At 64.3% G+C, this 22,420-nt stretch carries 22 protein-coding genes; 13 read left to right on the plus strand and 9 right to left on the minus strand.

The genetic code is table 11. From position 1 onward, the window contains the following. Window positions 1-40: 40 nt before the first annotated feature. Window positions 41-922, minus strand: a complete 882-nt coding sequence (locus CI15_RS03555) for an EamA family transporter (protein WP_062124856.1) — start codon at window positions 920-922, stop codon at window positions 41-43. 167 nt (window positions 923-1,089) lie between these two features. Between CI15_RS03555 and CI15_RS03560 the strand changes: the two genes are divergently transcribed. After that, a complete protein-coding gene (locus tag CI15_RS03560; RefSeq protein ID WP_062124365.1) occupies window positions 1,090-1,965 on the plus strand; it encodes a pirin family protein in 876 nt (291 codons plus the stop codon). Window positions 1,966-2,052: 87 nt separating this feature from the next. Then, window positions 2,053-2,901, plus strand: a complete 849-nt coding sequence (trxA, locus tag CI15_RS03565) for a thioredoxin (protein ID WP_062124367.1) — start codon at window positions 2,053-2,055, stop codon at window positions 2,899-2,901. Window positions 2,902-3,016: 115 nt separating this feature from the next. On the opposite strand, the gene CI15_RS03570 is transcribed toward trxA, so the two are convergent. Next, window positions 3,017-3,874, minus strand: coding sequence for a tRNA threonylcarbamoyladenosine dehydratase (locus CI15_RS03570; protein WP_062124369.1), 858 nt, complete (start codon window positions 3,872-3,874; stop codon window positions 3,017-3,019). A 199-nt stretch (window positions 3,875-4,073) separates the two neighbouring features. On the opposite strand from CI15_RS03570, the gene pdxH reads away from it, so the two are divergent. The 3 genes from pdxH to CI15_RS03585 all read left to right on the plus strand — a co-directional run bounded on the left by pdxH (window position 4,074) and on the right by CI15_RS03585 (window position 7,516). Continuing rightward, window positions 4,074-4,715 carry a pyridoxamine 5'-phosphate oxidase gene (gene pdxH, locus CI15_RS03575; protein ID WP_062124371.1) on the plus strand — a complete coding sequence of 214 codons (642 nt, stop codon included), beginning with the start codon at window positions 4,074-4,076 and terminating at the stop codon, window positions 4,713-4,715. Between the two features lie 135 nt (window positions 4,716-4,850). Then, a complete protein-coding gene (locus tag CI15_RS03580) occupies window positions 4,851-6,065 on the plus strand; it encodes an SAM-dependent methyltransferase (RefSeq protein ID WP_062124373.1) in 1,215 nt (404 codons plus the stop codon). An 83-nt stretch (window positions 6,066-6,148) separates the two neighbouring features. Then, a complete protein-coding gene (locus CI15_RS03585; protein ID WP_062124375.1) occupies window positions 6,149-7,516 on the plus strand; it encodes a DUF72 domain-containing protein in 1,368 nt (455 codons plus the stop codon). Window positions 7,517-7,576: 60 nt separating this feature from the next. Here the strand turns inward: CI15_RS03585 and msrA are convergent, their stop codons facing one another. Beyond that, window positions 7,577-8,116 carry a peptide-methionine (S)-S-oxide reductase MsrA gene (gene msrA, locus CI15_RS03590; protein ID WP_062124377.1) on the minus strand — a complete coding sequence of 180 codons (540 nt, stop codon included), beginning with the start codon at window positions 8,114-8,116 and terminating at the stop codon, window positions 7,577-7,579. A 370-nt stretch (window positions 8,117-8,486) separates the two neighbouring features. Here msrA and CI15_RS03595 point away from each other — a divergent pair, with 370 nt between their 5' ends. The 3 genes from CI15_RS03595 (at window position 8,487) to CI15_RS03605 (ending at window position 11,520) form a co-directional block, all read left to right on the plus strand. After that, window positions 8,487-9,839, plus strand: a complete 1,353-nt coding sequence (locus CI15_RS03595) for an aromatic ring-hydroxylating oxygenase subunit alpha (protein ID WP_062124379.1) — start codon at window positions 8,487-8,489, stop codon at window positions 9,837-9,839. Between the two features lie 6 nt (window positions 9,840-9,845). Further along, entirely contained in the window at window positions 9,846-10,808 is a 963-nt protein-coding gene (locus CI15_RS03600; protein ID WP_062124381.1) for a PDR/VanB family oxidoreductase, read from the plus strand. A gap of 202 nt (window positions 10,809-11,010) precedes the next feature. Then, window positions 11,011-11,520, plus strand: coding sequence for a flavin reductase family protein (locus CI15_RS03605; protein WP_062124382.1), 510 nt, complete (start codon window positions 11,011-11,013; stop codon window positions 11,518-11,520). Between the two features lie 71 nt (window positions 11,521-11,591). On the opposite strand, the gene CI15_RS03610 is transcribed toward CI15_RS03605, so the two are convergent. Then, on the minus strand, window positions 11,592-12,107 hold the full coding sequence (locus CI15_RS03610; protein ID WP_062124385.1) for an Lrp/AsnC family transcriptional regulator: 516 nt from the start codon (window positions 12,105-12,107) through the stop codon (window positions 11,592-11,594). Window positions 12,108-12,237: 130 nt separating this feature from the next. Here CI15_RS03610 and kynB point away from each other — a divergent pair, with 130 nt between their 5' ends. From kynB to CI15_RS03635, 5 genes are all read left to right on the plus strand, one after another. Further along, window positions 12,238-12,897 carry an arylformamidase gene (gene kynB, locus CI15_RS03615; protein ID WP_062124386.1) on the plus strand — a complete coding sequence of 220 codons (660 nt, stop codon included), beginning with the start codon at window positions 12,238-12,240 and terminating at the stop codon, window positions 12,895-12,897. 47 nt (window positions 12,898-12,944) lie between these two features. Further along, window positions 12,945-14,195 (plus strand): kynureninase, encoded by a 1,251-nt coding sequence (gene kynU / locus CI15_RS03620; RefSeq protein WP_062124388.1) that lies wholly within the window; start codon window positions 12,945-12,947, stop codon window positions 14,193-14,195. Between the two features lie 11 nt (window positions 14,196-14,206). Next, a complete protein-coding gene (gene kynA, locus CI15_RS03625; RefSeq protein ID WP_062124390.1) occupies window positions 14,207-15,133 on the plus strand; it encodes a tryptophan 2,3-dioxygenase in 927 nt (308 codons plus the stop codon). 189 nt (window positions 15,134-15,322) lie between these two features. Further along, window positions 15,323-16,153: an RNase A-like domain-containing protein gene (locus CI15_RS03630; protein WP_062124393.1), complete on the plus strand. Its 831-nt coding sequence runs from the start codon at window positions 15,323-15,325 to the stop codon at window positions 16,151-16,153. 17 nt (window positions 16,154-16,170) lie between these two features. Beyond that, window positions 16,171-16,458 (plus strand): contact-dependent growth inhibition system immunity protein, encoded by a 288-nt coding sequence (locus CI15_RS03635; RefSeq protein WP_062124395.1) that lies wholly within the window; start codon window positions 16,171-16,173, stop codon window positions 16,456-16,458. An 8-nt stretch (window positions 16,459-16,466) separates the two neighbouring features. On the opposite strand, the gene CI15_RS03640 is transcribed toward CI15_RS03635, so the two are convergent. From CI15_RS03640 to CI15_RS03660, 5 genes are read right to left on the minus strand one after another with little or no spacing between them, the layout of a single operon-like run. Continuing rightward, a complete protein-coding gene (locus tag CI15_RS03640; RefSeq protein WP_062124397.1) occupies window positions 16,467-17,204 on the minus strand; it encodes an SDR family oxidoreductase in 738 nt (245 codons plus the stop codon). After that, the gene (locus tag CI15_RS03645) at window positions 17,201-18,745 is read right to left on the minus strand and encodes an FGGY-family carbohydrate kinase (protein ID WP_062124399.1); all 1,545 of its coding nucleotides are present in this window, start codon (window positions 18,743-18,745) and stop codon (window positions 17,201-17,203) included. Before CI15_RS03645 ends, CI15_RS03640 begins: the two co-directional genes overlap by 4 nt. Window positions 18,746-18,776: 31 nt before the next feature. Continuing rightward, window positions 18,777-19,865: an alcohol dehydrogenase catalytic domain-containing protein gene (locus CI15_RS03650; RefSeq protein ID WP_062124401.1), complete on the minus strand. Its 1,089-nt coding sequence runs from the start codon at window positions 19,863-19,865 to the stop codon at window positions 18,777-18,779. 40 nt (window positions 19,866-19,905) lie between these two features. Further along, window positions 19,906-20,913: an ABC transporter permease gene (locus CI15_RS03655; RefSeq protein WP_062124403.1), complete on the minus strand. Its 1,008-nt coding sequence runs from the start codon at window positions 20,911-20,913 to the stop codon at window positions 19,906-19,908. Then, a complete protein-coding gene (locus tag CI15_RS03660; RefSeq protein ID WP_062124405.1) occupies window positions 20,900-22,420 on the minus strand; it encodes a sugar ABC transporter ATP-binding protein in 1,521 nt (506 codons plus the stop codon). Before CI15_RS03660 ends, CI15_RS03655 begins: the two co-directional genes overlap by 14 nt.

The raw sequence follows: 22,420 nt of genomic DNA on the forward strand, positions 1-22,420 counted from the left end.
TTTTTTTATTCATGCTCGTCATGCGTGCTGCGATGGCTTATCAGCGGGCCGGCATCAAGCGCTGCACGACCCAGCCGCCGAACACGTTGACCGCGAGCCCCGCCATCACGAGCAAGGCGCCCGCCACCTGCATCGCGGAGAGTTGCTCGCCGAGCAGCAGCGACGCCGACGCGAGCCCGACGATCGGCACCAGCAGCGAGAACGGCGCGACCTGGCTCGCCGGATAGCGCGACAGCAGACGGCTCCACAAGCCATAGCCGAGCAAGGTCGCGATGAACGCCAGATAGACGATCGCGAAAATCGACAGCGCGCTGATACCGGTCAGCGCGCTCGCGATCTCGCGCGGCCCTTCGAACACGAACGAGGCCGCGAAGAACGGCAACGGCGGAATCAGGCTGCCCCACACGACGAGCCCGACCAGATCGACCTTACCGACCTTCTTCGTGACGATATTGCCGAGCGCCCACATGCACGCGGCGCACAGCGTCAGCACGAAGCCGGCGAGCGACATCGAGTGGCCGCCTTGCAGGCCGATCACGGCGAGCCCCGCCGCGGCGATCAGCAGACCCGCGACGTTCGGCAAACGGAAGTGCTCATGCAGAAACAGCGCCGCGAAGATCAGCGTGAAAAACGCCTGCGCCTGCAGCACCAGCGACGCGAGCCCCGCCGGCATGCCGACGTACATCGCCGAGAACAGAAACGCGAATTGCCCGAACGAGATCGTCGCGCCATAGGCGAACAGCCACCGCCACGGCATCTGCGGCCGCTTGACGAAAAATACCGCCGGCACCGCCGCGAGCGTGAAGCGCAGCGCGCCGAGCAGCATCGGCGGCACGCCGTGCAGGCCGACCTTGATCACGACGAAATTGACGCCCCACGCGATCACGACGACCAGTGCGAGCAGCAAGTCCCTGGGCGACATCTGCGTCTCCAATGTGCGGGTTCAATCCGCCAGTGTAGCGGAGGCGGCGACGTCGCATCATGGCGCCCGCTGATGCCGCGCGGGGGCCGTTGCCGTCGGCCGCACGCGACGCGCAGTAGAATCGACCATTCGACCCCTCCCCTTCCACTTTCCCGGCGAGCCTGCCCATGAGTACCTCGATCAAAGCCGTCCTCAAACCGCATTTGCGTGACATCGGCAATCTGACCGTGCGGCGTGTGCTGCCGGCCATGGCGGCGCGCCTGATCGGCCCGTTCATCTTCTTCGACCACATGGGCCCCGCGAACCTCGAACCCGGCACGGGCCTCGACGTGCGCCCGCATCCGCACATCGGCCTCGCAACCGTCACCTATCTGTACGACGGCGCGATCATGCATCGCGACAGCCTCGGCTCCGAGCAGAAGATCGTCCCCGGCGACGTCAACTGGATGACGGCCGGGCGCGGCATCGTCCATTCGGAGCGCACGCCGCCGGAAGACCGCGCGCGCGGCCAGAAGATTCACGGCATCCAGACCTGGGTCGCGCTGCCGCTCGCCGACGAAGACACCGAGCCGTCGTTCGCGCATCACGCGGCCGCGACCTTGCCGGTCGTCGAGCGCAACGGCGTGTCGCTGCGCGTGATCGCGGGCACCGCGTTCGGCGCGGTGTCGCCGGTCGCGACGTTTTCGGGCACGCTGTACGTCGCCGCCGACTTCACGCCGGGCAGCGCGTTCGCGCTGGAGCCGGAGCACGAGGAGCGCGGCGTGTATCTGGTGGAAGGCGATCTGGAGATCGACGGCACGCCGCTCGAGGCGGGCCAGATGGCCGTGCTCGCGCTCGATGAAACCGTCACGCTGGCCAGCACGCACGGCGCGCGCGTGATGCTGCTCGGCGGCGAGAAGCTCGACGGCGAGCGCTTTATCGAATGGAATTTCGTCGCGAGCTCGCGCGAAAAGATCGAAGCCGCGAAGCTCGCGTGGACGAATCAGGAAATGGGCCACGTGCCCGGCGAAACCGAATGGATTCCGCTGCCGCAGCGCAAGTAACGGCGCCGGGCCCGCGCGCGGCTCGCCATTGAATTCGCGCGATTCGGCCGCATGTAGCCACAAACCGTTTCTATCGACGAGGAAGTAATGGACACCACTCTGGCCACTTTCGAACAGGACGTCATCAAGGCGTCGATGCTGGCCCCCGTGCTGGTCGATTTCTGGGCGCCATGGTGCGGCCCCTGCAAGAGTCTCGGCCCGATGCTCGAAAAGCTCGAAGCCGAAGCCGCCGGCAAATGGAAGCTCGTCAAGGTCAACGTGGACGAGAACCACGAACTGGCCGCGCACTTCCAGGTGCGCAGCATTCCGCACGTGATCGCGTTCGCCGACGGCCAGGCGGTCGATCAGTTCGTCGGCGTGCTGACGGAAGGCCAGCTGCGCGAGTTCCTCGACCGCCTGGTGCCGCAAGGCGCGCCGGCAGCGCGCATCGAAGCGCAAACGGCGCTCGCCGAAGGCCGTCGCGACGACGCGTACGACCTGCTGCAAGCGGCGCTCGCGTACGACCCGGGCTTCGACGACGCGCGCATGGACCGCATCGAGCTGCTGCTCGAAGACAATCGCATCGACGAGGCACGCAGCGAAGTCGATCTGCTGTCGCCGAAAACCACCCAAGGCATCGACGCGCGCTTCAACGCGATCAAGACGCGGCTCGACGCGGTGGACGCCGCCGCGGACCTGCCGCCCACCGATGCGCTCGAAGCGCGCGTCGCCGGCAACCCCGACGATCTCGAAGCACGCTTCGATCTCGCGAGTGCGTTTATCGCGCGACGCAAATATGCGCAGGCGCTCGAACATCTGCTCGCGATCGTGCAGCGCGACCGCGCGTTTCGCGACGATATCGGCCGCAAGACGATGTTGTCGGTGTTCGATCTGGCCGCGCATCAGCCGGAGCTGGTGTCGCAGTGGCGGCGCAAGCTGAGCGCGTCGTTGTACTGATCGTTCGAAGTATTTCGCGTAGCAGCGAGTCGGGTGCGGGTTGAACGGTCCGCACCCACGCTGGCAACCAGGCTGGCAACCAGGCTGGCAACCAGGCTGGCAACTAAGCTGGCAACTAAGCCACGGCCCGTTTCGCCAACTCCCGCAACACATACGCGGCCGCCGCAAAACCAAAGCTCGCGGTCACGCACACGCTCGACCCGAACCCCGCGCAATTCAAGCCGACCGGCCCGGTACGTCCCGGCGACGTGCTCACGTGCTCGGCCTGCTCGTCGATATCGCACACCGCCGCTTCCGGATAGATCAACGGCTCGTCCGAATAGACGGCGCTCACCTTGAATTTCGCCTTCGGCCCGCGCGGAAAGCCATGCTGTTTGCGCAACTGGCCACGCACCTTCGAGAGCAGCGGATCCTGGATCGTCAGCGCGAGATCGTCGATGCGGATGCGCGTCGGGTCGAGCTGACCGCCCGCGCCGCCGACCGTGATCAGCCGCTGGCCACGCTCGACGCACCACGCGATCAGCGCGGTCTTCGTGCGCACGCTGTCGATCGCGTCGATCACATAGTCGAAGCCACCGCCGAGCGTCGCCGCGAAATTGTCCGGCTCGACGAAGTCTTCGATCAGCCGCACGTCGCAATACGGATTGATCGCCGCGACGCGCTCGGCCATCGCCTCGACCTTCGGTTTTCCGTAGTTGCCGTCGAGCGCGTGAATCTGCCGGTTAGTGTTGCTCTCCGCGACGTTGTCGAGATCGATCAGCGTGAGCGTACCGACCGCGCTACGCGCCAGCGCCTCCGCGACCCACGACCCCACGCCGCCGATGCCGATCACCGCGACATGCGCGCCCTCGAACGCGGCGAGCGCTGGCGCCCCGTACAGACGGGCGATGCCGCCGAAACGGCGCGCGCGGTCGGCGGTTTCATTGGCGTCGAGGCTGGTAGTAAGATCGGATTGCGCGGTGGTGCTGGACATGATGAAGGCTCGAAAACACAGGCGGAACGGAGAAAGCGGCGGCGCTTTGGCAGCGCCAAACGCACGCAGCCCGTATTTTGCCTGAACACGTGAAAGCCGCCGCGCAGGGTCCCGAGCAGCGACGCAACCTTGATCCGCTCGCGGGCAAAAAAACGGCGCCTTGGCTATACTTGATTCACTGTAGCGTTCGCATAACAACATGATCTCACTCGCCGAGCTTCGTAAAAACTATTCGCTGGGCTCGCTCGACGTTGCCGACGTCAACCACGATCCGTTCCGTCAATTCGACACGTGGTTTCAGCAGGCAATCGACGCCAAGCTGCCCGAACCGAATGCCATGACCCTCGCCACCGTCGACGCGCGCGGCCGGCCCTCGGCACGCATCGTGCTCATCAAGGCCGTCGACGAGCGCGGTTTCGTGTTCTTCACCAACTACGAGAGCCGCAAGGGCCGCGAGTTGGGCGCGAACCCCTACGCGAGCCTGCTGTTTCACTGGATCGAACTGGAGCGCCAGGTGCGTATCGAGGGCCGCGTGCTCAAAACGAGTGCAGAAGACAGCGATGCGTATTTCGTTTCGCGTCCACTCGGCTCACGCATCGGCGCATGGGCATCGAACCAGAGTCAGCTGATTGAAAGCCGTTCGCAGCTCGAAGTACGCGAACGCGAAATCAGCCTGCAATATGGCGACAATCCTCCGCGTCCGCCGCACTGGGGTGGCTACCGTCTGGTGCCCGACGCGATCGAATTCTGGCAGGGGCGGCCGTCGCGGCTGCACGACCGGCTGCTGTTTACGCGCGCCCAGGAAAGCGCCAACTGGCAGATCGCGCGCCTGTCGCCCTAACCGACGAATGACGCCGGTGCGCTGCCAACGTAGCGGCGCAACGGCGGGATTGCGTTGCGCGGCCCAAGGAGTGCGCTGCGCCCTGTCGCAATCCACACAAGCTTTGCTTTCAATCAACGAACACGGAGAGATCACATGTTCTGGGAGAAAAAGCTGGCGCAGTGGGTTGAAGATGTCAAAGCCAAAGCCAACGTTCCCGCACGCCTCGTGCTGTGGGATGGTCAGCAACACGACTTCGGGCAGTTCGCCGCGCCCCAGGTCACGCTACACGTGAAGAGCGCAACCGCGCTGCCCTATCTGCTCGAACCTAGCCTCGACAATCTCGGTGAAGCCTATGTGAAAGGCAAGATCGACATTGAAGGCAAGCTGTCGGACATCATCAATATCAGCTACCAGCTTGCTCGCAGCACCGTGACGAGCGCCAGCAAGCTCGCGCGCGTGCGTCGCTACTTCCATCACTCGAAGAACTCGGACAAAAAAGCGGTCCAGTATCACTACGACGTCTCGAACGAGTTCTACAAGCTGTGGCTCGACGAGAACATGGTTTACTCGTGCGCGTACTTCGAGACCGGCACCGAAGACCTCGCGACCGCGCAGCTGAAGAAAATCGATCACATTCTGACCAAAATCCAGGTGCAGCCGGGGCAGCGTCTGCTCGACATCGGCTGTGGCTGGGGTGCGCTCGTGCTGCGCGCCGCGCAGAAGTTCGGTGCGCAGTGCGTGGGCGTCACGCTGTCGCAGAACCAGTTCGATCTCGCCACCGCACGCGTGAAAGCGGCGGGCCTCGAGAAACAGATCGAAATCCGCTTGCAGGACTATCGCGACATCCCGGGGCAGTTCGATCGCATCACGAGCGTCGGCATGTTTGAGCACGTCGGCCGCAAGAACCTGCCCGGCTATTTCCAGAAAATTCATGATCTGCTCGCCGACGACGGCATCGCGATGAACCACGGCATCACGTCGAGCGACGCCGATAGCGGCGAAACCGCGCTCGGCGGCGGCGAGTTCATCGACCGTTTCGTGTTCCCGGACGGCGAGCTGCCGCACATCGGCCTCGCGCTCGAAGCGATGCAGCGCGGCGGGCTCGAACCGGTTGACGTCGAAAGCCTGCGCCGTCACTATGCGCACACGCTCGACATCTGGGCGGAGAATTTCGAAGCCCATGCGGACGAAGCCCGCAAGCTCGTCGACGACGAAAAATTCCGCATCTGGCGCGTCTATCTGGCCGGCTGCGCGTATGCGTTCGAAAACGACGACGTGTCGATCTTCCAGGTGGTGTGCCGCAAAGCCGGCCGCAGCGCGACAACCCTGCCGTGGTCGCGCCGCTATATGTACGAAAAACCGCTGTGACCCGGCTGTAACCGGTTGCGCCGCGGCGGCGTGCATGAGCGGATACCGCGGCGCAATTCTGATCAACAGCAGGCCGGACATCGATGGACCATAGCGGGACGCGTGACGTTGAAGAGCCGTTGAACGGCAACGAAGGCAAAAGCGGTGGCCCGCCGGACGGCGCGGCGCATGAGGTCTTGCAGCAGTTCGATCTGTTCGGGATGCCCGTGCAGGCAGCGATGGAAACGCCGGCCGCGTCCACAAGTGAAGCCGATTCCGGCGCAAGCGCAAGCGCTCCCGCGCAGCCAGAGCGCAAGCGCACGCCACAGACCGCAAAAGCCGACACCGCTGCGTCGCTGTTCGAAGACGACGCCACGCCGGACAGCCCCACGCCTGAACCGGACGCACCTCCCGTCCCGACCGCCGCCCCGAAAAAACGCCGCGGCCGCGACGTAGTCGCCGCGCCGGCATCGCCCGAACTGCTCGCGCTCGCGGCGCAAATGCCGCCGCAGATCCACCTCGGCACGTCGACGTGGTCGTTCCCGGGCTGGACCGGCATCGTCTACGGCGACGACTACAGCAACAGCAAGCTGTCGCGCGAAGGTTTGAGCGCGTACGGCGCGCATCCGCTGCTGAAGACGGTCAGCATCGACCGCTCGTTCTATCAGGCGCTGACGGTCACCGAATACCTGCGCTACGCGCAGCAGGTGCCTGAGCACTTCCGCTTCATCGTCAAGGCGCCGATGACGATCACCGACGCCACCGTGCGCGCCGAGCGCGGCGAGCCGGTCTCGCTGAACCCGTGCTTCCTGAACGCGCAGATGGCGATCGACGATTTCGTCACGCCCTGTCTCGAAGGCCTCGGCGCCAAGGCCGGCGCGCTCGTGTTCCAGTTCTCGCCGCTGCCGGATCAGATGCTCGCGCAGCCGGCGGTGTTCATCGAGCGTCTCGGGGAGTTTTTCCACGCGCTGCCCGGACTGCCCGACGGCAGTTGCTACGCGGTCGAGATTCGCGACGCGAGTCTGCTCACGCCGCGCTTCATCCGTATGCTGAAGACGGCGGGCGTGCGCTACTGCGTCGGCATTCATGCGCGGATGCCCGATCCGCTGCGCCAGGCCGCGGCGCTCGCGCTGCTCGACGGCGAGCCGGCCGGCCCGCTGATCGTGCGCTGGAGTCTGCACGGCGGCTTCAAGTACGAACAGGCGAAGGCGAAATACGAGCCGTTCGATCGGCTCGTCGACGAAGATCCGGCGACGCGCGCGTCGCTCGCCGAACTGGCCGCGCGCTACGCGCTGGCCGGCCAGCCGGTCGTGATCGCGGTCAACAACAAGGCGGAAGGATCGGCGCCGCTCAGCTGCGTGAAGCTGGCCGAAGCGATCGTGGAGGCGTGCGTGCGGGTCACGCAGGAACGCGCGGACGACGGCAATGAGGGTGGCGGCATGTCATTAGCAGCACAGGAACCGTTGCAATAACCGACAGCGGGCAGCCTTGTTGATCCGCCCGCTGCCGAAACCACTCAGGCCGCCCCGCCGTCAACCGGCCTTGATCCGATGCGCGAACTTCTGGCGGAATTTCGCGACCTTCGGCGCGACCACGAACGAGCAGTAGCCCTGATTCGGATGCTGCGCGAAGTAGTTCTGGTGATACGCCTCGGCGGCCCAGTAGTTGTCGCCGAGCGGCAGCACCTCGGTGACGATCTTGCCGTCGTAGATGCGCTGTTCGCCGATCTCGCGAATCGCCTGCAGCGCGGTTTCGCGCTGCGCGTCGGAATGCGTGAAGATCGCCGAGCGGTATTGCGTGCCGACGTCGTTGCCCTGCCGGTTCAACTGGGTCGGATCGTGGATCGCGAAGAAGATGTCGAGAATCTCGCGATAACTGATCTTCGCCGGATCGAAGTCGACCTTGACCACTTCCGCGTGACCGGTGTCGCCGTCGCAGACCTGCTCGTAGCTCGGATGGCGCGTGTGACCGCCCGCATAACCCGACTCCACCGCATTGACGCCCTCGACGCCCAGATACACCGCTTCGAGGCACCAGAAACATCCACCGCCAAGCGTTGCCGTCTCGTTCATAAGCTTCACCCCAGAATCAGAATCACAAATAATCGGCAACCCGTCGGCCTGTGTCACGCCGCCGGGTCTGCCACCGCAATCGAATATATGGCCGAAAACGCGTCCTGAAAGGCACCCCCTCGTGCGATTGCGCAGCGGAACAGATCGCGCCATTGCGGCAAATCCGGCGGTACCGATATCGAGTATAGAAACGCCGGCGCACGATGGGTGAATAACCCTGCATCACTTCAGCATGCCCCGTACCCGCGCATCAATCCAGGACGATCGGCAACTTTTCTGGTGGCCGCGGAAGTTGTTCGGCCACCGGCTTCGGCCAAGAATGCAGTCCAGGGATTGCACGTATCAGATCGATGCCAGGAGGAGAACAGACGTGTTGAGCGCGGAAAAGAATCAGTTGCTGACCCAGGTGGGACCGGGCACGCCGATGGGCGAATATCTACGCCGCTACTGGCATCCGGTCGCCGGCGCGAGCGAATTCGACGACAAGGCGGTGCGGCCGATTCGCCTGTTCGGCGAAGACCTCGTGCTGTTCAAAAGCCTGTCCGGCCAGTACGGGCTGATCCAGCGACGCTGCCCGCACCGCAATGCCGATCTGGCGTTTGGCTTCGTCGAACAGGACGGTCTGCGCTGCGCGTATCACGGCTGGGAGTTCGGCTCGAACGGAGCGTGCCTGCATCAGCCCTTCGAGGAGATCGTCGATGCCGACGCGCGCCTGCGCAAGAAGACCACGGTCAAGGCCTACGAAGTGCGCGAGAAGGCCGGCATGCTGTGGGCGTACATGGGACCCGCGCCGGCGCCCGAGCTGCCCGACTGGGAGCTGTTCAATTTCAGGAACGGCTTCGCGCAGGCAGTTTTTGCCGAACTGCCATGCAACTGGTTCCAGTGCCAGGAAAATTCGATCGATCCGATTCACTTCGAGTGGACCCACAACAACTGGACCGCGCGTCAGCACGACAGCCACGCCGAGTACGTGCCCACGCATCTGAAGACACAGTACGAAGAGTTCGAGCATGGCTTCGTCTACAAGCGGCTGCGCGCGTCGGAGACCGAGCAGAATCCGATGTGGACCGTCGGGCGCGTCACGCTGTGGCCGAACGCGTTCTATCTCGGTCACCACTTCGAATGGCGCGTACCGATCGACGACGAGAACACGCTGAGCGTGCTGTGGGTGTTCAGCCGCGTGCCGCGCGAGCAGGAGCCGTACGTGCAGCAGCGCATTCCGTCCTGGTATGGGCCGCTCTACGACGAGAACGGCGCCTGGATCACGAGCCACGTCGCGAATCAGGATTTCGCCGCGTGGGTCGGCCAGGGGCGCATCACCGATCGCACGAAGGAAACGCTCGGTGCCAGCGACCGCGGCATCGTGATGCTGCGCAAGCGCTTCTTCGACGAACTCGACGCGGTTGCGGCCGGCGCCGAACCGAAGGGCCTGATTCGCGACCCGGCGGCCAACCACGACGTACCGTTGCCGTCCGCGTGCCGTGACGAGATGATCGACGGCCTGCCGCGCGCGGAGCTCGATCGGCATCCGCTGCTCGGACCGTATCTGCGCGACTTCATCGGGCAGGCGGGACAACCGGAACAGGTACGCGCCGATTACGAACAGGCCATCGGGCAGAAAACGCAGCGCGCGAAGTTTTTTATCGTGCATGGCGCGTCGGCCAACGCGGCGACGAACGACCCCGCCCGCGTCGAATCCACTGACCAATCGGCGAGCCGCTAAACCGCCATGACGCATTCCCCCCTGCTGCAAGCCCGCGTGCGCACGCTGCGTCACGAAGCCGAAGGCGTGCTGAGCATCGAACTCGTGCCCGTCGACGGCGCGCATTTTCCCGCCTTCAGCGCGGGCTCGCACGTGAATCTGCATCTGCCGAACGGCCTCACGCGCAGCTATTCGCTGCTCAATTCGACCGACGAGGTCGATCGCTACGTGCTCGGCGTGCTGTGCGATCCGAACAGCCGCGGCGGCTCGCGCTACGTGCACGAAAGCCTGCGCTGCGCGACGGTGCTGCCGATCAGCGCGCCGCGCAATAACTTCGAGCTCGCAGCGGATGCCGAAGACAGCGTGCTGATCGCCGGCGGCATCGGCGTGACGCCGATCCTCTGCATGTACCGGCAGTTGCGCGCGCGAGGCAAAGCCGCGCGGGTGGTCTATTGCGCGCGCTCGCGCCGACAGGCGGCGTTTCTCGACGAGTTCGCGGCGCTCGGCGGCGATATCGAGCTGTGGTTCGACGACGAACACGGCGGCCAGCCGTTCGATCTCGCGACGTTCCTCGCCGCGCAGCCCAAGCACGTGCACGCGTACTGCTGCGGCCCGCTGCCGATGCTCGCCGCGTTCGAAGCCGGGTGCGCGGCGAGCGGCATCGCGAACGCGCATGTCGAGCGTTTCGCCGCCGATCCGGCGCTCACGCATGTGCCGACGAGCGGCTACGTCGTGTATCTGAAGCGCAGCGACCGCACGATCGAGGTGCCGGACGACCAGCGCCTGCTCGACATGCTGCTCGCGGCCGGCGTGAACTGCGACTACAGCTGCGGCGAAGGCATCTGCGGGGCGTGCGAGACCACCGTGCTCGACGGCGAGCCCGAACATCGCGATTGCGTGCTCAGCGAAGCGGAAAAAACGGCGGGCCGGAGCATGATGATCTGCGTGTCCGGCGCGAAAAACGGCGGCCGGCTCGTGCTCGACCTGTGAGCGCGCCGGCGCCGCACCACTCACGGCACGCATCGCGGTGCGGCGCGCGCGGCGATTGCAGTTAAAATCGGTGGAAATCGACGATTTTCACTATGACTTTCGAAACATCCGCTTCCCGCCACGCGGGTCTATGTCTTTATTTGCGCTCTTATTTGCGCTTTAGCCCATTCTTCACACGGCGCGCGCCGGGGACCTCGTCCCGATGAAGCGCGCGAGCCCCCCCAACTTCGATCAGGGCGCCTTCAAACAGGCGCTCAGCCAGTTCGCGACCGGCGTCACCGTGATCACGACGCGCGCCGCGTCAGGCCAGTTGATCGGCATCACGGCCAGCTCGTTCAACTCGGTATCGCTCGATCCACCGCTCGTGCTGTGGAGTCTCGCGACGCGCTCGGCATCGATGCCGGTGTTCCGCAGCAACAGTCACTACGTGATCAACGTGCTGGCCGCGTCGCAGCTCGATCTGTGCAAGCGCTTCGCGACCGTGAAGGGCGACCGCTTCGAAGGCGTATCGCACGCGGCGGGCGACACCGGCATGCCGGTGCTCGACGGCGCGCTCGCGTGGTTCGAATGCCATAACCGCAGCCGCTACGAGGAAGGCGACCACGTGATTTTCGTCGGCGAAGTGGAGCGCTGCGGCGTGCATGAAAATGCCGCGGACATGCTGCCGCTGGTGTTCCAGAGCGGCCAGTTCCACGGCCTCAAGTCGCTTTGAGCGGCGCGGCGCGTCTTTAGAGTCGGTCAATCAGGCGGGGCGAATGCGGCACGCCCCCGCCCTCGTCACCTTCAGCGCTCGCTATGCGTCGCCCCGTGCCCGCTACTTTTCTTCACGAGCGACACCGGCACGCCCGAATCTTCCTTCAGCGTCTCGAGCACGATGTTCGAGCGGATGTCCATCACGCCCGGCGCCTTGTACAGGCGATTGAGCACGAAATCCGAATAGTGTTTGAGGTTGTGCGCGAGCACGCGCAGCAGGTAGTGGGTCTCGCCGGTCACGACGAACGCGCCGACCACTTCGGGCCAGTCGCGTAGCGCTTCGGCAAAGGTCTCGTGCCAGTTCTGCTGGTCGTTGCGCATCGATACCTGCACGAATGCTTCCAGCTCGAACCCGAGTACTTCGCGGTTCAGGCACGCGCGATAGTGTTCGATGACGCCCTGCTCCTCCAGCAGGCGCAGCCGTCGCAGACAGGCCGATGGCGAGAGCGAGATGCGCTCCGCGAGGTCGAGATTGCTGATCCGTCCTTCCTGCTGAAGCACCGTCAAGATACGGCAATCGGTGGCGTCGAGCGAGATCGCGTTCATATTCGGTCTCCCTTTCACGTTTGAATCAAATTATGTTCCAAGACACGGCAAAGAAGGAGATTTTTTCGCAATCACATTTCGCGGCTTGACCTCTATCATTCAGAGATAGTCAGCTTCCGTCGAAACCGCCATGCGATCACTTTGGGACATCACCCCCGCCGTCGACACCGCCACGCCCGTCTGGCCGGGCGATACGCCGGTCGGCATCGAGCGCGTCTGGCGCATGGAGGCTGGCTCGCCGGTCAACGTCGCGCGTCTGACGCTCTCGCCGCACACCGGCGCGCACACCGACGCGCCGCTGCATTACGACGCCGACGGCGCCGCAATCGGCGATGTGCCGCTCGACGCGTATCTCGGTTTATGCCGGGTGATTCACTGCGTCGGCGCATCGCCTGTTGTGACGCCACAACACCTGACCGGCTCGCTCGACGATCTGCCGCCGCGAGTCTTACTTCGCACTTACAGAAATGCGCCGACCCGCGAGTGGGATAGCGCGTTCTGCGCGGTCGCACCCGAGACCGTCGATCTGCTCGCCGCGCGCGGCGTGAAGCTGATCGGCATCGACACGCCGTCGCTCGATCCGCAGGACTCGAAGACGATGGACGCGCATCACCGGATTCGCGCCCATCGCATGGCGATTCTCGAAGGCATCGTGCTCGACGCGGTCGAGCCTGGCGACTACGAGCTGATCGCGCTGCCGCTGAAGCTGACCACGCTCGATGCGAGCCCGGTGCGCGCGGTGCTGCGCGCACTGCCCGGCCCGCGCGAAGCGAGCCCTCCGACCACCTGAGCAACTGTGCAACTGAGCACCTGAGCTCCCAACCCATCGAACCCACCATGAACCATCGTGACGAAGCCGTGGCGCTCGACAGCGCCGATCCGCTCGCAGCGTTGCGCGACCAGTTCGCGCTGTCGCCGACCACCATCTATCTCGACGGCAACTCGCTCGGCGTGCCGCCGGCCGCCGCCGCGCAGCGCGCGCAGACCGTGATCGCCGCCGAATGGGGCGAAGGGCTGATCCGCAGTTGGAACAACGCGGGCTGGTTCGCGCTGCCCCGCCGCCTCGGCAACAAGCTCGCGCCGCTGATCGGCGCGGCCGAAGATGAAGTCGTGATCACCGACACGATCTCGATCAACCTGTTCAAGCTGCTGTCGGCCGCGGTGCGGCTCGCGAATGCGCGCGACCCGAAGCGTCGCGTGATCGTCTCCGAGCGCTCGAATTTCCCGAGCGATCTGTATATCGCCCAGGGCCTGATCGAGCAGCTCGATCGCGGCTACGAGCTGCGCCTCGTCGACGATCCGTCCGAGCTGCCCGACGCGATCGGCGAGGACACCGCGATCGCGATGATCACGCACGTGAACTACCGCACCGGCTACATGCACGACATGGCCGCGCTGACGAAACTGATCCACGACAGGGGCGCGCTCGCGCTGTGGGATCTCGCGCATTCGGCAGGCGCGGTACCGGTCGATCTGAACGGCGTGAACGCCGACTACGCGGTCGGCTGCACGTACAAGTATCTGAACGGCGGCCCGGGCTCGCCCGCGTTCGTGTGGGTGCCCAAGCGCCACCAGAACGAGTTCGCGCAGCCGCTGTCGGGCTGGTGGGGGCATCGCGCGCCGTTCGAGATGAACCCGTCGTATCAGCCCGATAACGGAGTCGGCCGCTACCTGTGCGGCACGCAGCCGATGGTATCGATGGCGCTCGTCGAATGCGGGCTCGACGTGTTCCTCCAAACGAATATGCAGGCGGTGCGCGAGAAATCGCTCGCGCTGACGGATCTGTTCATCGAACTCGTCGAGACGCGTTGCAGCGAGTTTCCGCTCCAGCTCGTGACGCCGCGTGAGCATGCGCAGCGCGGCTCGCATGCGAGCTTCGAGCATCCGCACGGCTATGAGGTGATGCAGGCGCTGATCGCGCGCGGCGTGATCGGCGACTATCGCGAGCCGCACGTGTTGCGCTTCGGCTTCACGCCGCTGTACACGCGTTTCGTCGACGTCTGGGACGCCGTCGAAACATTGCGCGACGTGCTCGCCCGCGAGGCGTGGCGGGCGCCTGAATTTGCCGCGCGCGGCGCCGTTACCTGAGGATTGCGGAAATGACCGATCACATGCACACGCCGGGCTTGCCAGACGAAACGGTGGTACAAGGCTGCCCGTTCGGGCACGGACGGAGCGCCGCGGCGCCGGCTGCAAGCGCGACCGACACCGGCTGGCACGACGCGCAGCTCGACTTCTCGGAGTCGATGAGCTACGGCGATTATCTGTCGCTCGGCACGCTGCTCGACGCGCAGCATCCGTTGTCACCGGATCACAACGAGATGCTGTTCATCATCCAGCATCAGACGAGCGAGCTGTGGATGAAGCTCGCGCTCTACGAACTGCGCGCGGCGCTCGCAGCCGTGCACCGCGACGAGTTGCCGCCGGCGTTCAAGATGCTCGCGCGCGTGTCGCGGATCATGGAGCAGCTGGTGCAGGCGTGGAGCGTGCTCGCGACGATGACCCCTTCCGAATACACCGCGATGCGGCCTTACCTCGGCAGTTCGTCGGGCTTCCAGTCGTATCAGTACCGGCAGATTGAATTCCTGCTCGGCAACAAGAACGAGCAGATGCTGAAGCCGCACGCGCATCGCGCCGACGTGTTCGCGCAAGTGAAGGCATCGCTCGAAGCGCCGTCGTTCTACGACGAAGTGGTACGCCTGCTCGCGCGTCGCGGCTTCGCGATTTCGCCCACGCGGCTCGAACGCGACTGGACGCAGCCGACCGAACACGATGCATCGGTCGAAGCGGCGTGGCTCGAGGTGTATCGCAATCCGTCCGAGCATTGGGATCTGTACGAGATGGCCGAAGAACTCGTCGATCTCGAAGACGCGTTCCGCCAATGGCGCTTTCGCCACGTCACGACGGTCGAGCGCATCATCGGCTTCAAGCAGGGCAGCGGCGGCACGAGCGGCGCGCCGTATCTGCGCAAGATGCTCGACGTCGTGCTGTTCCCCGAGTTGTGGCACGTGCGGACGATGCTGTAACGGTTGGCGTGTGTAAGGCACTTCCCCGCAACCGGAGAATCACGGCGAGCGCAATACTCACCGCTATTCCCGCTCGATGCAGAACAGGACCCGTGCATCGGGCTACGGAAAATTCGGAGCTATCCGAATCTTGAGAGATGGTCAGCAAGGCAGCATCGGAACCCCATATAAACATAAGCGGGTTTCGATATGCCCGGTGCCGATAACACCGAAGGAGTGAAGGTTGTATTGAGTGCTCCGCAATTCGCGGCCGTGCTATCCCGCCAGTCGATCAACCAGGCGGAGATGCTTTCCAACCGGCTTTGGAGCGGGTTGCAGGTCGTCGGCGGCGTGCTGGAAATGGTCGGTGCGGGCGCGCTGTGCGTTTTGCCGGAGCCGACGATGGCGAGCAAGGCCGGGTGTGTCGTGTTTGGGGTCCATGGCTCGGACACGGCGGCGGCGGGACTGCGGCAGGTCTGGACGGGTCAGGACACAGCCACATTGACCCAGCAGGGCACGACGAAACTCGCTGAAGCGATGAAGGCGAGCCCCGACATGGCAAACAATATCGGCCTGTCGCTCGATATCGTCGTGCCATTCGGCTTTGCCGGCTCGATCAGGGCGGCCCGCGCTGCGCGCGTCACGATGGGCCGGATCAACCTGTACATGCATGAGGCGAAGGACGGTAGCAGGATTGGTGGTCACACGATTTTGAAACATGTCGGGAGGACTGAAGCGCAGTTGAGGGAGAGGCTCAGACTGGAGCCGGGAAAGAAAGTAGTTTCCTCTTTCGTCAATCTTGAAGAGGCAGAGTGGGCCATATCAGAAACGGTGCACGCAAATGCCTTGCAGATTCACGAATGGACCAAAGCACCAAACCGGGTTTTGACGCTGAGAAAGGACGTTGGAAGAAAAGTAGGTTACGCATTGGTCAGGAAGACCGACCGGTTGGTACATAGCAGTAAAGTGGAGGTTGTCTTGAAGTACGGGACGTATAACGGAATGCCGTACTACATCCTCACGGCTGTGCTCGATGTTTGACTTGTGGAAATTGATGCATGAAGAAATATTATGATCTGGGGCAATTGATCGGCGGCTACTTCAACGAAGATTTCGACTACTGGGGAGACACAATTGAAGAGTTGGTCCGGGCTTGTGCAAGCGGATGTACGCCAGAGATGATTACCGCAACGGTAGCCGACATAGACCGGTTCAAGAGCGATCATGCTGGAGATCTTGACGCGGCCTTTGAGGAAAATTTTGGCAGGCAGTTCGATCCCACGCTGTGGGGTCACACCACCGAATCATTTCTTGACGAGCTTAAGCGTCTTCTTTTGAGTCAGTAAGCTGCCCCCTACCGCGCCGTATAACCCCCATCGATCGCCAAACACACCCCGCTAATCATCGACGCCGCGTCGCTCAACAGAAACAGAATCGGCGCGGCGACCTCGGCGGATTCGGCGAAGCGCCTGAGCGGAATCGCCTGTAACGCGAGATCGCGTTTGGCAGGATCGCTCCACGCGAGCACCGCCATCGGCGTCAGCGTGACCGTCGGGTTCACGCTGTTCACGCGAATCCCGTGCGGCCCCAGCTCGATGCACAGCGCGCGCGTGACTGCATCGAGCGCGGCCTTCGAGGCCGAATAGCTCAGATGATCGTCGAGCGCGACGAGCGCGGCCTGGCTCGACACATTGACGATGCTGCCCGCGCGCCCCGCCTCGAGCATGCCGCGCGCGACGTGCTTGGCGACCAGCACCGCGCCGCGCGTATTCACCGCCATCACGCGATCGAAGCTCGCGGCCGTGGTATCCACCGCGCGTTCGAGCAATGCGATGCCCGCGCAATTGACCAGACCGTCGAACGGTTCGAACGAAGCCAACGCTTCGTCGATCGCGGCTTCGTCGCTGATGTCGAGCCGCAACGGCTCGCAGCCGGTTTCCTCGGCGAGCCGCGCGAGTTCGTTGACGTTGCGCGCGGCCGCGACGACCGCCGCGCCACTCGCGCACAGCGCCTCGACCGTCGCGCGGCCGATGCCGCTGGAGGCGCCCGTCACCAGAATCGAGCGGCCGGAAAAATCGAAGGTGGCGTTCATGATGTGTGCAAGCGATGCATGACCGGCTTCAACGCCGGATAGAGATCCACGTACGCGCCAAAGCGCTGCTCGTATAACGCCATGCGCTGCGCGTCCGGCTGCGCGCGCTCGACCAGTGTGACCCAGCCGCCTTGCGCCGCTTCGCGCGACACGAGGCCGACGCCGAGCGCGGCGAGCAGCGCGGCGCCCATCGCGGCTTCGACATCCTGCTCGATCGTGTAGACCGGATAGCCGGTGACATCGGCGATGATCTGCATCCACAGGTCCGAATGCGCGGCGCCGCCGACCACGATCAGCCTGTCGTCGAGCGATTGCGCGCCTTTGCGCCCCGCCTCGATGTTGTGCCTGAGCGCGAACGTCACGCCTTCGAGCACCGCGCGATACAGATGCGCACGCGTATGAAACAGCGACAAGCCGACGAACGCGCCGCTCGCTTGCGCATCCCACACCGGGCTGCGCTCGCCCATCAGATACGGCAGGAACAGCACGCCGTCGGCGCCGGCCGGGACTTGCGCGGCGCTCGCTTCGAGCAGCCGATGCGGATCGCCATGCGGCGTCGCGCGCGCCGCCTCGATCTCCGCATGACAGAACTGCTCGCGATACCACGTGACCGACGCGCCCGCGGTAATCGCGCCGCCGAACACGTAGATATCGTGCTGCCCGTTGAACACGTGAGGCATGCTGATCAAGCCATGCCGCGCGTCGACACGCTGATTGATGTAGCCCCAGCACATGCTCGTGCCGATCATCGCGACGTGCTGACCCGCGCGCGTGACACCGGCCGCGAACGTCGCCATCGCCGCATCGACGCCGCCCGCGACGACCGCCGTCCCCGCCTCCAGCCCAAGCTGTTCGGTCCATTGCGACAGCAGCCCGCCCACCACCTCCGACGATTCGACGAGCCGCTCCGGCATCATCGTTGCGGGAATGCCGAGCATGTCGAGCGCTTCGTCGGACCAGTCGCGCCGCGCGATATCGTAGACGCCACCGATATTGCCGGCCGAGCTGTGATCGACGGCGACCTCGCCGGTCAGCAGGTAGATCACGTACGCATTCGGCGGCAGGAAATAGCGCGTATGCGCCCACACGTCCGGCTCGTTCTCGCGCAGCCAGAGCATCTTCGTGTAGCCGTAATAGCTGTCCACGCCGTTGCCGGTGATCGTATAGAGCCGTTCGAGATCGACGTTCTCGCGCACCCAGTCGACCTGCGCGGTCGCGCGCCGGTCCATCCAGATCAGGCACGGCGCGAGCGGCCGCATGTCGGTATCGACCGGGATGCCCGAGCCGCCGTACAAGCTGCTCACGCACAGCGCCTTGATCGAGCCCACCGCGATGCCGGCCGCTTTCGCATCACTCACACACGCGGCCACGCATTCGACCACCGCCTTCAACCACACCGCGGGCCACTGCTCGGCCCACAACGGCTTCGGCGTGTCAGGCTGATAAGCCGACGCACGCTGCGCGACGATCGCGCCATGCTCGTCGACCAGCAGCGCCTTCGTGCTCTGCGTGCCGATATCGACGCCGACGACGTAGTTCATAGAGTCTCCGTTGAAATGGCGCGCGCGAGGTTCACGCGCGCGGCTTCATCAGCACCTTGATCGAATCGAGCGAGTTCGCGATTCGGATCGCTTCGTCCCATTCTTCCAACGAAAAGCCGTGCGTGACGATGCCCTTCGAGGTCACGAGCCCGCGTGCGAGCAGATCGATCGCGATCGGATAGCAATAGGGTCCAAGATGCGCGCCGCGCACGTCGAGTTCCTTGCGATCGCCGATCACCGACCAGTCGAGCGTCGTGTCCGCACCGAACACCGAGAATTCGACGAAGCGTCCGAGCTTGCGGATCAGGTCCATCCCCTGGTTCACGCCGATCGGCGCGCCCGTCGTTTCAATATAGACGTCGCAGCCGTAACCGTCTGTCAATGAATGGATGATCGCGAGCGCGTCCTGCTGCTTCGGATTGATCGTCACGTCCGCGCCGTATTCGCGCGCCAGGGCGAGCCGTTCTTCGACCAGATCGATCACGACGAGCTTCTTCGGTGTCTTCAGATGCGCGACCTGCGTCATCATCAGACCGAGCGGCCCCGCGCCCGCGATCACGACGACATCGTCCAGTTGCAGATCGCCGCGATTGACCGTATGAATCGCGCAGGCGAGCGGCTCGATGATCGCGGCGTCTTCGAGGGAGATGCCGTCGGGGATCTTGTGGACGATCGCGGTCGGCGGAATGCGCATGTACTCGGCCATGCCGCCGTCGGCGACCTCGCGCTGAAAGCCGAAGATGTTGTGCACTTCGCACATCCAGTACTGACCGGATTTGCAATAGCGGCACTTGCCGCACGGCACGATCTGCTCGGCGATCACGCGCTCGCCCTTTTGCACGCCGAAGTGCTCGGCCGCGCCTTCGCCCAGTTCCTCGACGTAGCCGAAGAACTCGTGGCCCGGAATCACCGGTGCCTTGACCCATGGGCTCGGACCGCCCCAAAACATCTTGGCGCCGGAATGGCATTTGCAGTCGCTCGCGCAAATGCCGCACGCGGCGATGCGGATCACGAGTTCGTGCGCGCGGGCGCGTGGCTTCCGTACCTGTTCGACGCGATAGTCTTTCGGTGCATGACAGACGATGGCGGTCATGTTCTGCTTATCGGATTGAGTCGTCATTGCAGGGTCCTGCGAAAAGAGGGGTAGGAGGAAAAGAGCGTTACTTCCTGCGGTCGCGGCTGATGTAGATCGCGAGCAGAATGATTCCGCCCTTGATCACGTTCTGCACGTACGGATTCACGCCGACCATGTTCAGGCCGTTGTTCAGCACGCCGAGCAACAGCGCACCGATCAGCGTGCCGATGATCGAGCCGCGCCCGCCGGAGATCGACGTGCCGCCCATCACGACGGCGGCGATCGCGTCGAGTTCGAAACCGACGCCGGCGTTCGGCTGGCCGCTCATCAGGCGCGCGGTCAGCACGATCGCGGCGAACGCGGAGGTCAAGCCGGCGAGCGTGTAGACGATCAGCTTCACGCGCGCGACACGCACGCCGGACAGCCGCGTCGCCTGCTCGTTGCCGCCGATCGCATACACGTAGCGGCCAAACGGCATGCGTTCGAGCAGCACCCACGCGATCACATAGATCACCGCCATGATCACGACCGGCGCCTGGATGCCGAGAATCTTGCCGCTGCCGAAGAAGCTGACCCAGTCGGGCAGACCGTCGATCGGATAGCCGCCTGTGTAGATCAGCGCGAGACCGCGCGCGATGCCCATCGTCGCGAGCGTGACGATGATCGGCGGCATGCCGGCGAACGCGACGAAGAAGCCGTTGGCCGCGCCGAAGCCGAGACCGACCGCGATGCCGACCGCAAGCGCGGCCAGCCCGTTCAAGCCGGCGACCATCAGCCCGGCCGACAGCGTGCCCGCGAGCGCCATCACCGAGCCGACCGACAGATCGATGCCGCCCGTGAGAATCACGCAGGTCATGCCGACCGCGATGATCGCGTTGATCGACACCTGACGCAGCACGTTCTCGATGTTCGCGGTGGAAAGGAAGCTATCGCTCGCAAACACCATCACGATGCACACGACCAGCAGGCCGATGAACGGATAGAACAGCGTCGAGCGTTTCAAGCCGGCCCAGCTGAAGCGCACCGGCGCGCCCGGCGTGTCGCTGCTGACGCTAGACGTTTTGGGCGAAGAGGAAGGATTAGGCATGTTCATGGGAGGCTCCGAGCGAACCGGCGGTCGCATAGGTCATCACGGCGTTCGACTCGATCGCGTCGCCTTCGAGCAGTGCTTCGATGCGGCCCTGCCGGAACACGGCGACGCGATCGCACATACCGACGATCTCCGGCAGTTCGGACGAAATCATGATGATCGAGTAGCCGCGCGCGGTCAGTTCGCGCATCAGCAGATAGATCTCGGCCTTCGCGCCGACGTCGATGCCGCGGGTCGGTTCGTCGAAGATCAGGATGTTGGTGTGGTGATTGAGCCAGCGCGCGATCACGACTTTCTGCTGATTGCCGCCCGACAGCGTCGCGACTTCGGTGTGCATCGTCGGGGCCTTCACGCCGACCCGTTTCATGATGTCGGCGGTCGCGCGCGCTTCGCTGCGCTGGTCGATAAAGAAGCGCAGCGAACGGTACTTGCCGAGGTTGTTGATCGAGATGTTCTGCTTGATCGAGAAGTCGGTTATGAGGCCTTCGGTCTTGCGGCTCTCCGGCAGAATGCCGACGCCCGCGCGCAAAGCATCGGCCGGATCGGCGAGCTTCGCGGCCGCGCCGTTCACGCGAATCTCCTTCACGTAGGCGCGCTCCGCGCCGATCACCGCTAGCGCGGTCTCGGTGCGCCCCGACCCGACCAGTCCCGCGAAACCGAGAATCTCGCCTTCGCGCAGCGTGAAGCTCAGCTCGGGGCTCTCCTTGAACAGCTGCAAGCGCACGACGTCGAGCACGATCTTCGCGTCCGCGCGCGGCGCAGGTTTCGGCGGAAAGCTGCTTTCGATCCGGCGGCCCACCATCATCTGCACGAGCCGGCTCACGTCGGATTGCGCTACCTCGGTCATGCCGACGTACTGGCCGTCGCGCAGCACCGTGATGCGGTCGCACACCTCGAAAATCTCTTCGAGGTGGTGCGAGATGAAGATCATCGCGACGCCCTGCTGCTTCAGCTCGCGCATGATCGTGAACAGATGCGCGGCTTCGGCGGGCGTCAGGGTCGCGGTCGGTTCGTCGAGAATCAGCACGCGCGCGTCGAGCGACAACGCCTTGCCGATTTCGACGAACTGCTGCTGCGCGACCGACAGTTCCCGAATCGGCACCGACAGATCGATCGCGACACCGAGCCGCGCGAAAATCTGCGCCGCCGCGCGCCGCATCCTGCCGCGTTCGAGCATGCCGAGGCGGTTGCGCAGTTCGCGGCCGAGAAACATGTTCTCCACCGCGTTCAGATACGGAATCAGGCTGAACTCCTGAAATACGATACCGACGCCCGCCGCGACCGCGTCGTGATAGTTCGCGAAGTGGCGTGGCTCGCCGTCGAGTGTGATCGTGCCTTCGTCAGGCTGATAGATGCCGCACAGAATCTTCATCAGTGTCGACTTGCCCGCGCCGTTCTCGCCGAGCAGCGCGTGAATCTCGCCGCGCGCGATTTCGAGGTGAATGCCTTGCAGCGCCTTCACGCCGGGAAAGCTCTTGCTGATGTTGTCGAGCTTCAGAATCGTGTCCAT

Source organism: Paraburkholderia monticola (assembly GCF_001580545.1).
Taxonomy (GTDB): Bacteria; Pseudomonadota; Gammaproteobacteria; order Burkholderiales; family Burkholderiaceae; genus Paraburkholderia; species Paraburkholderia monticola.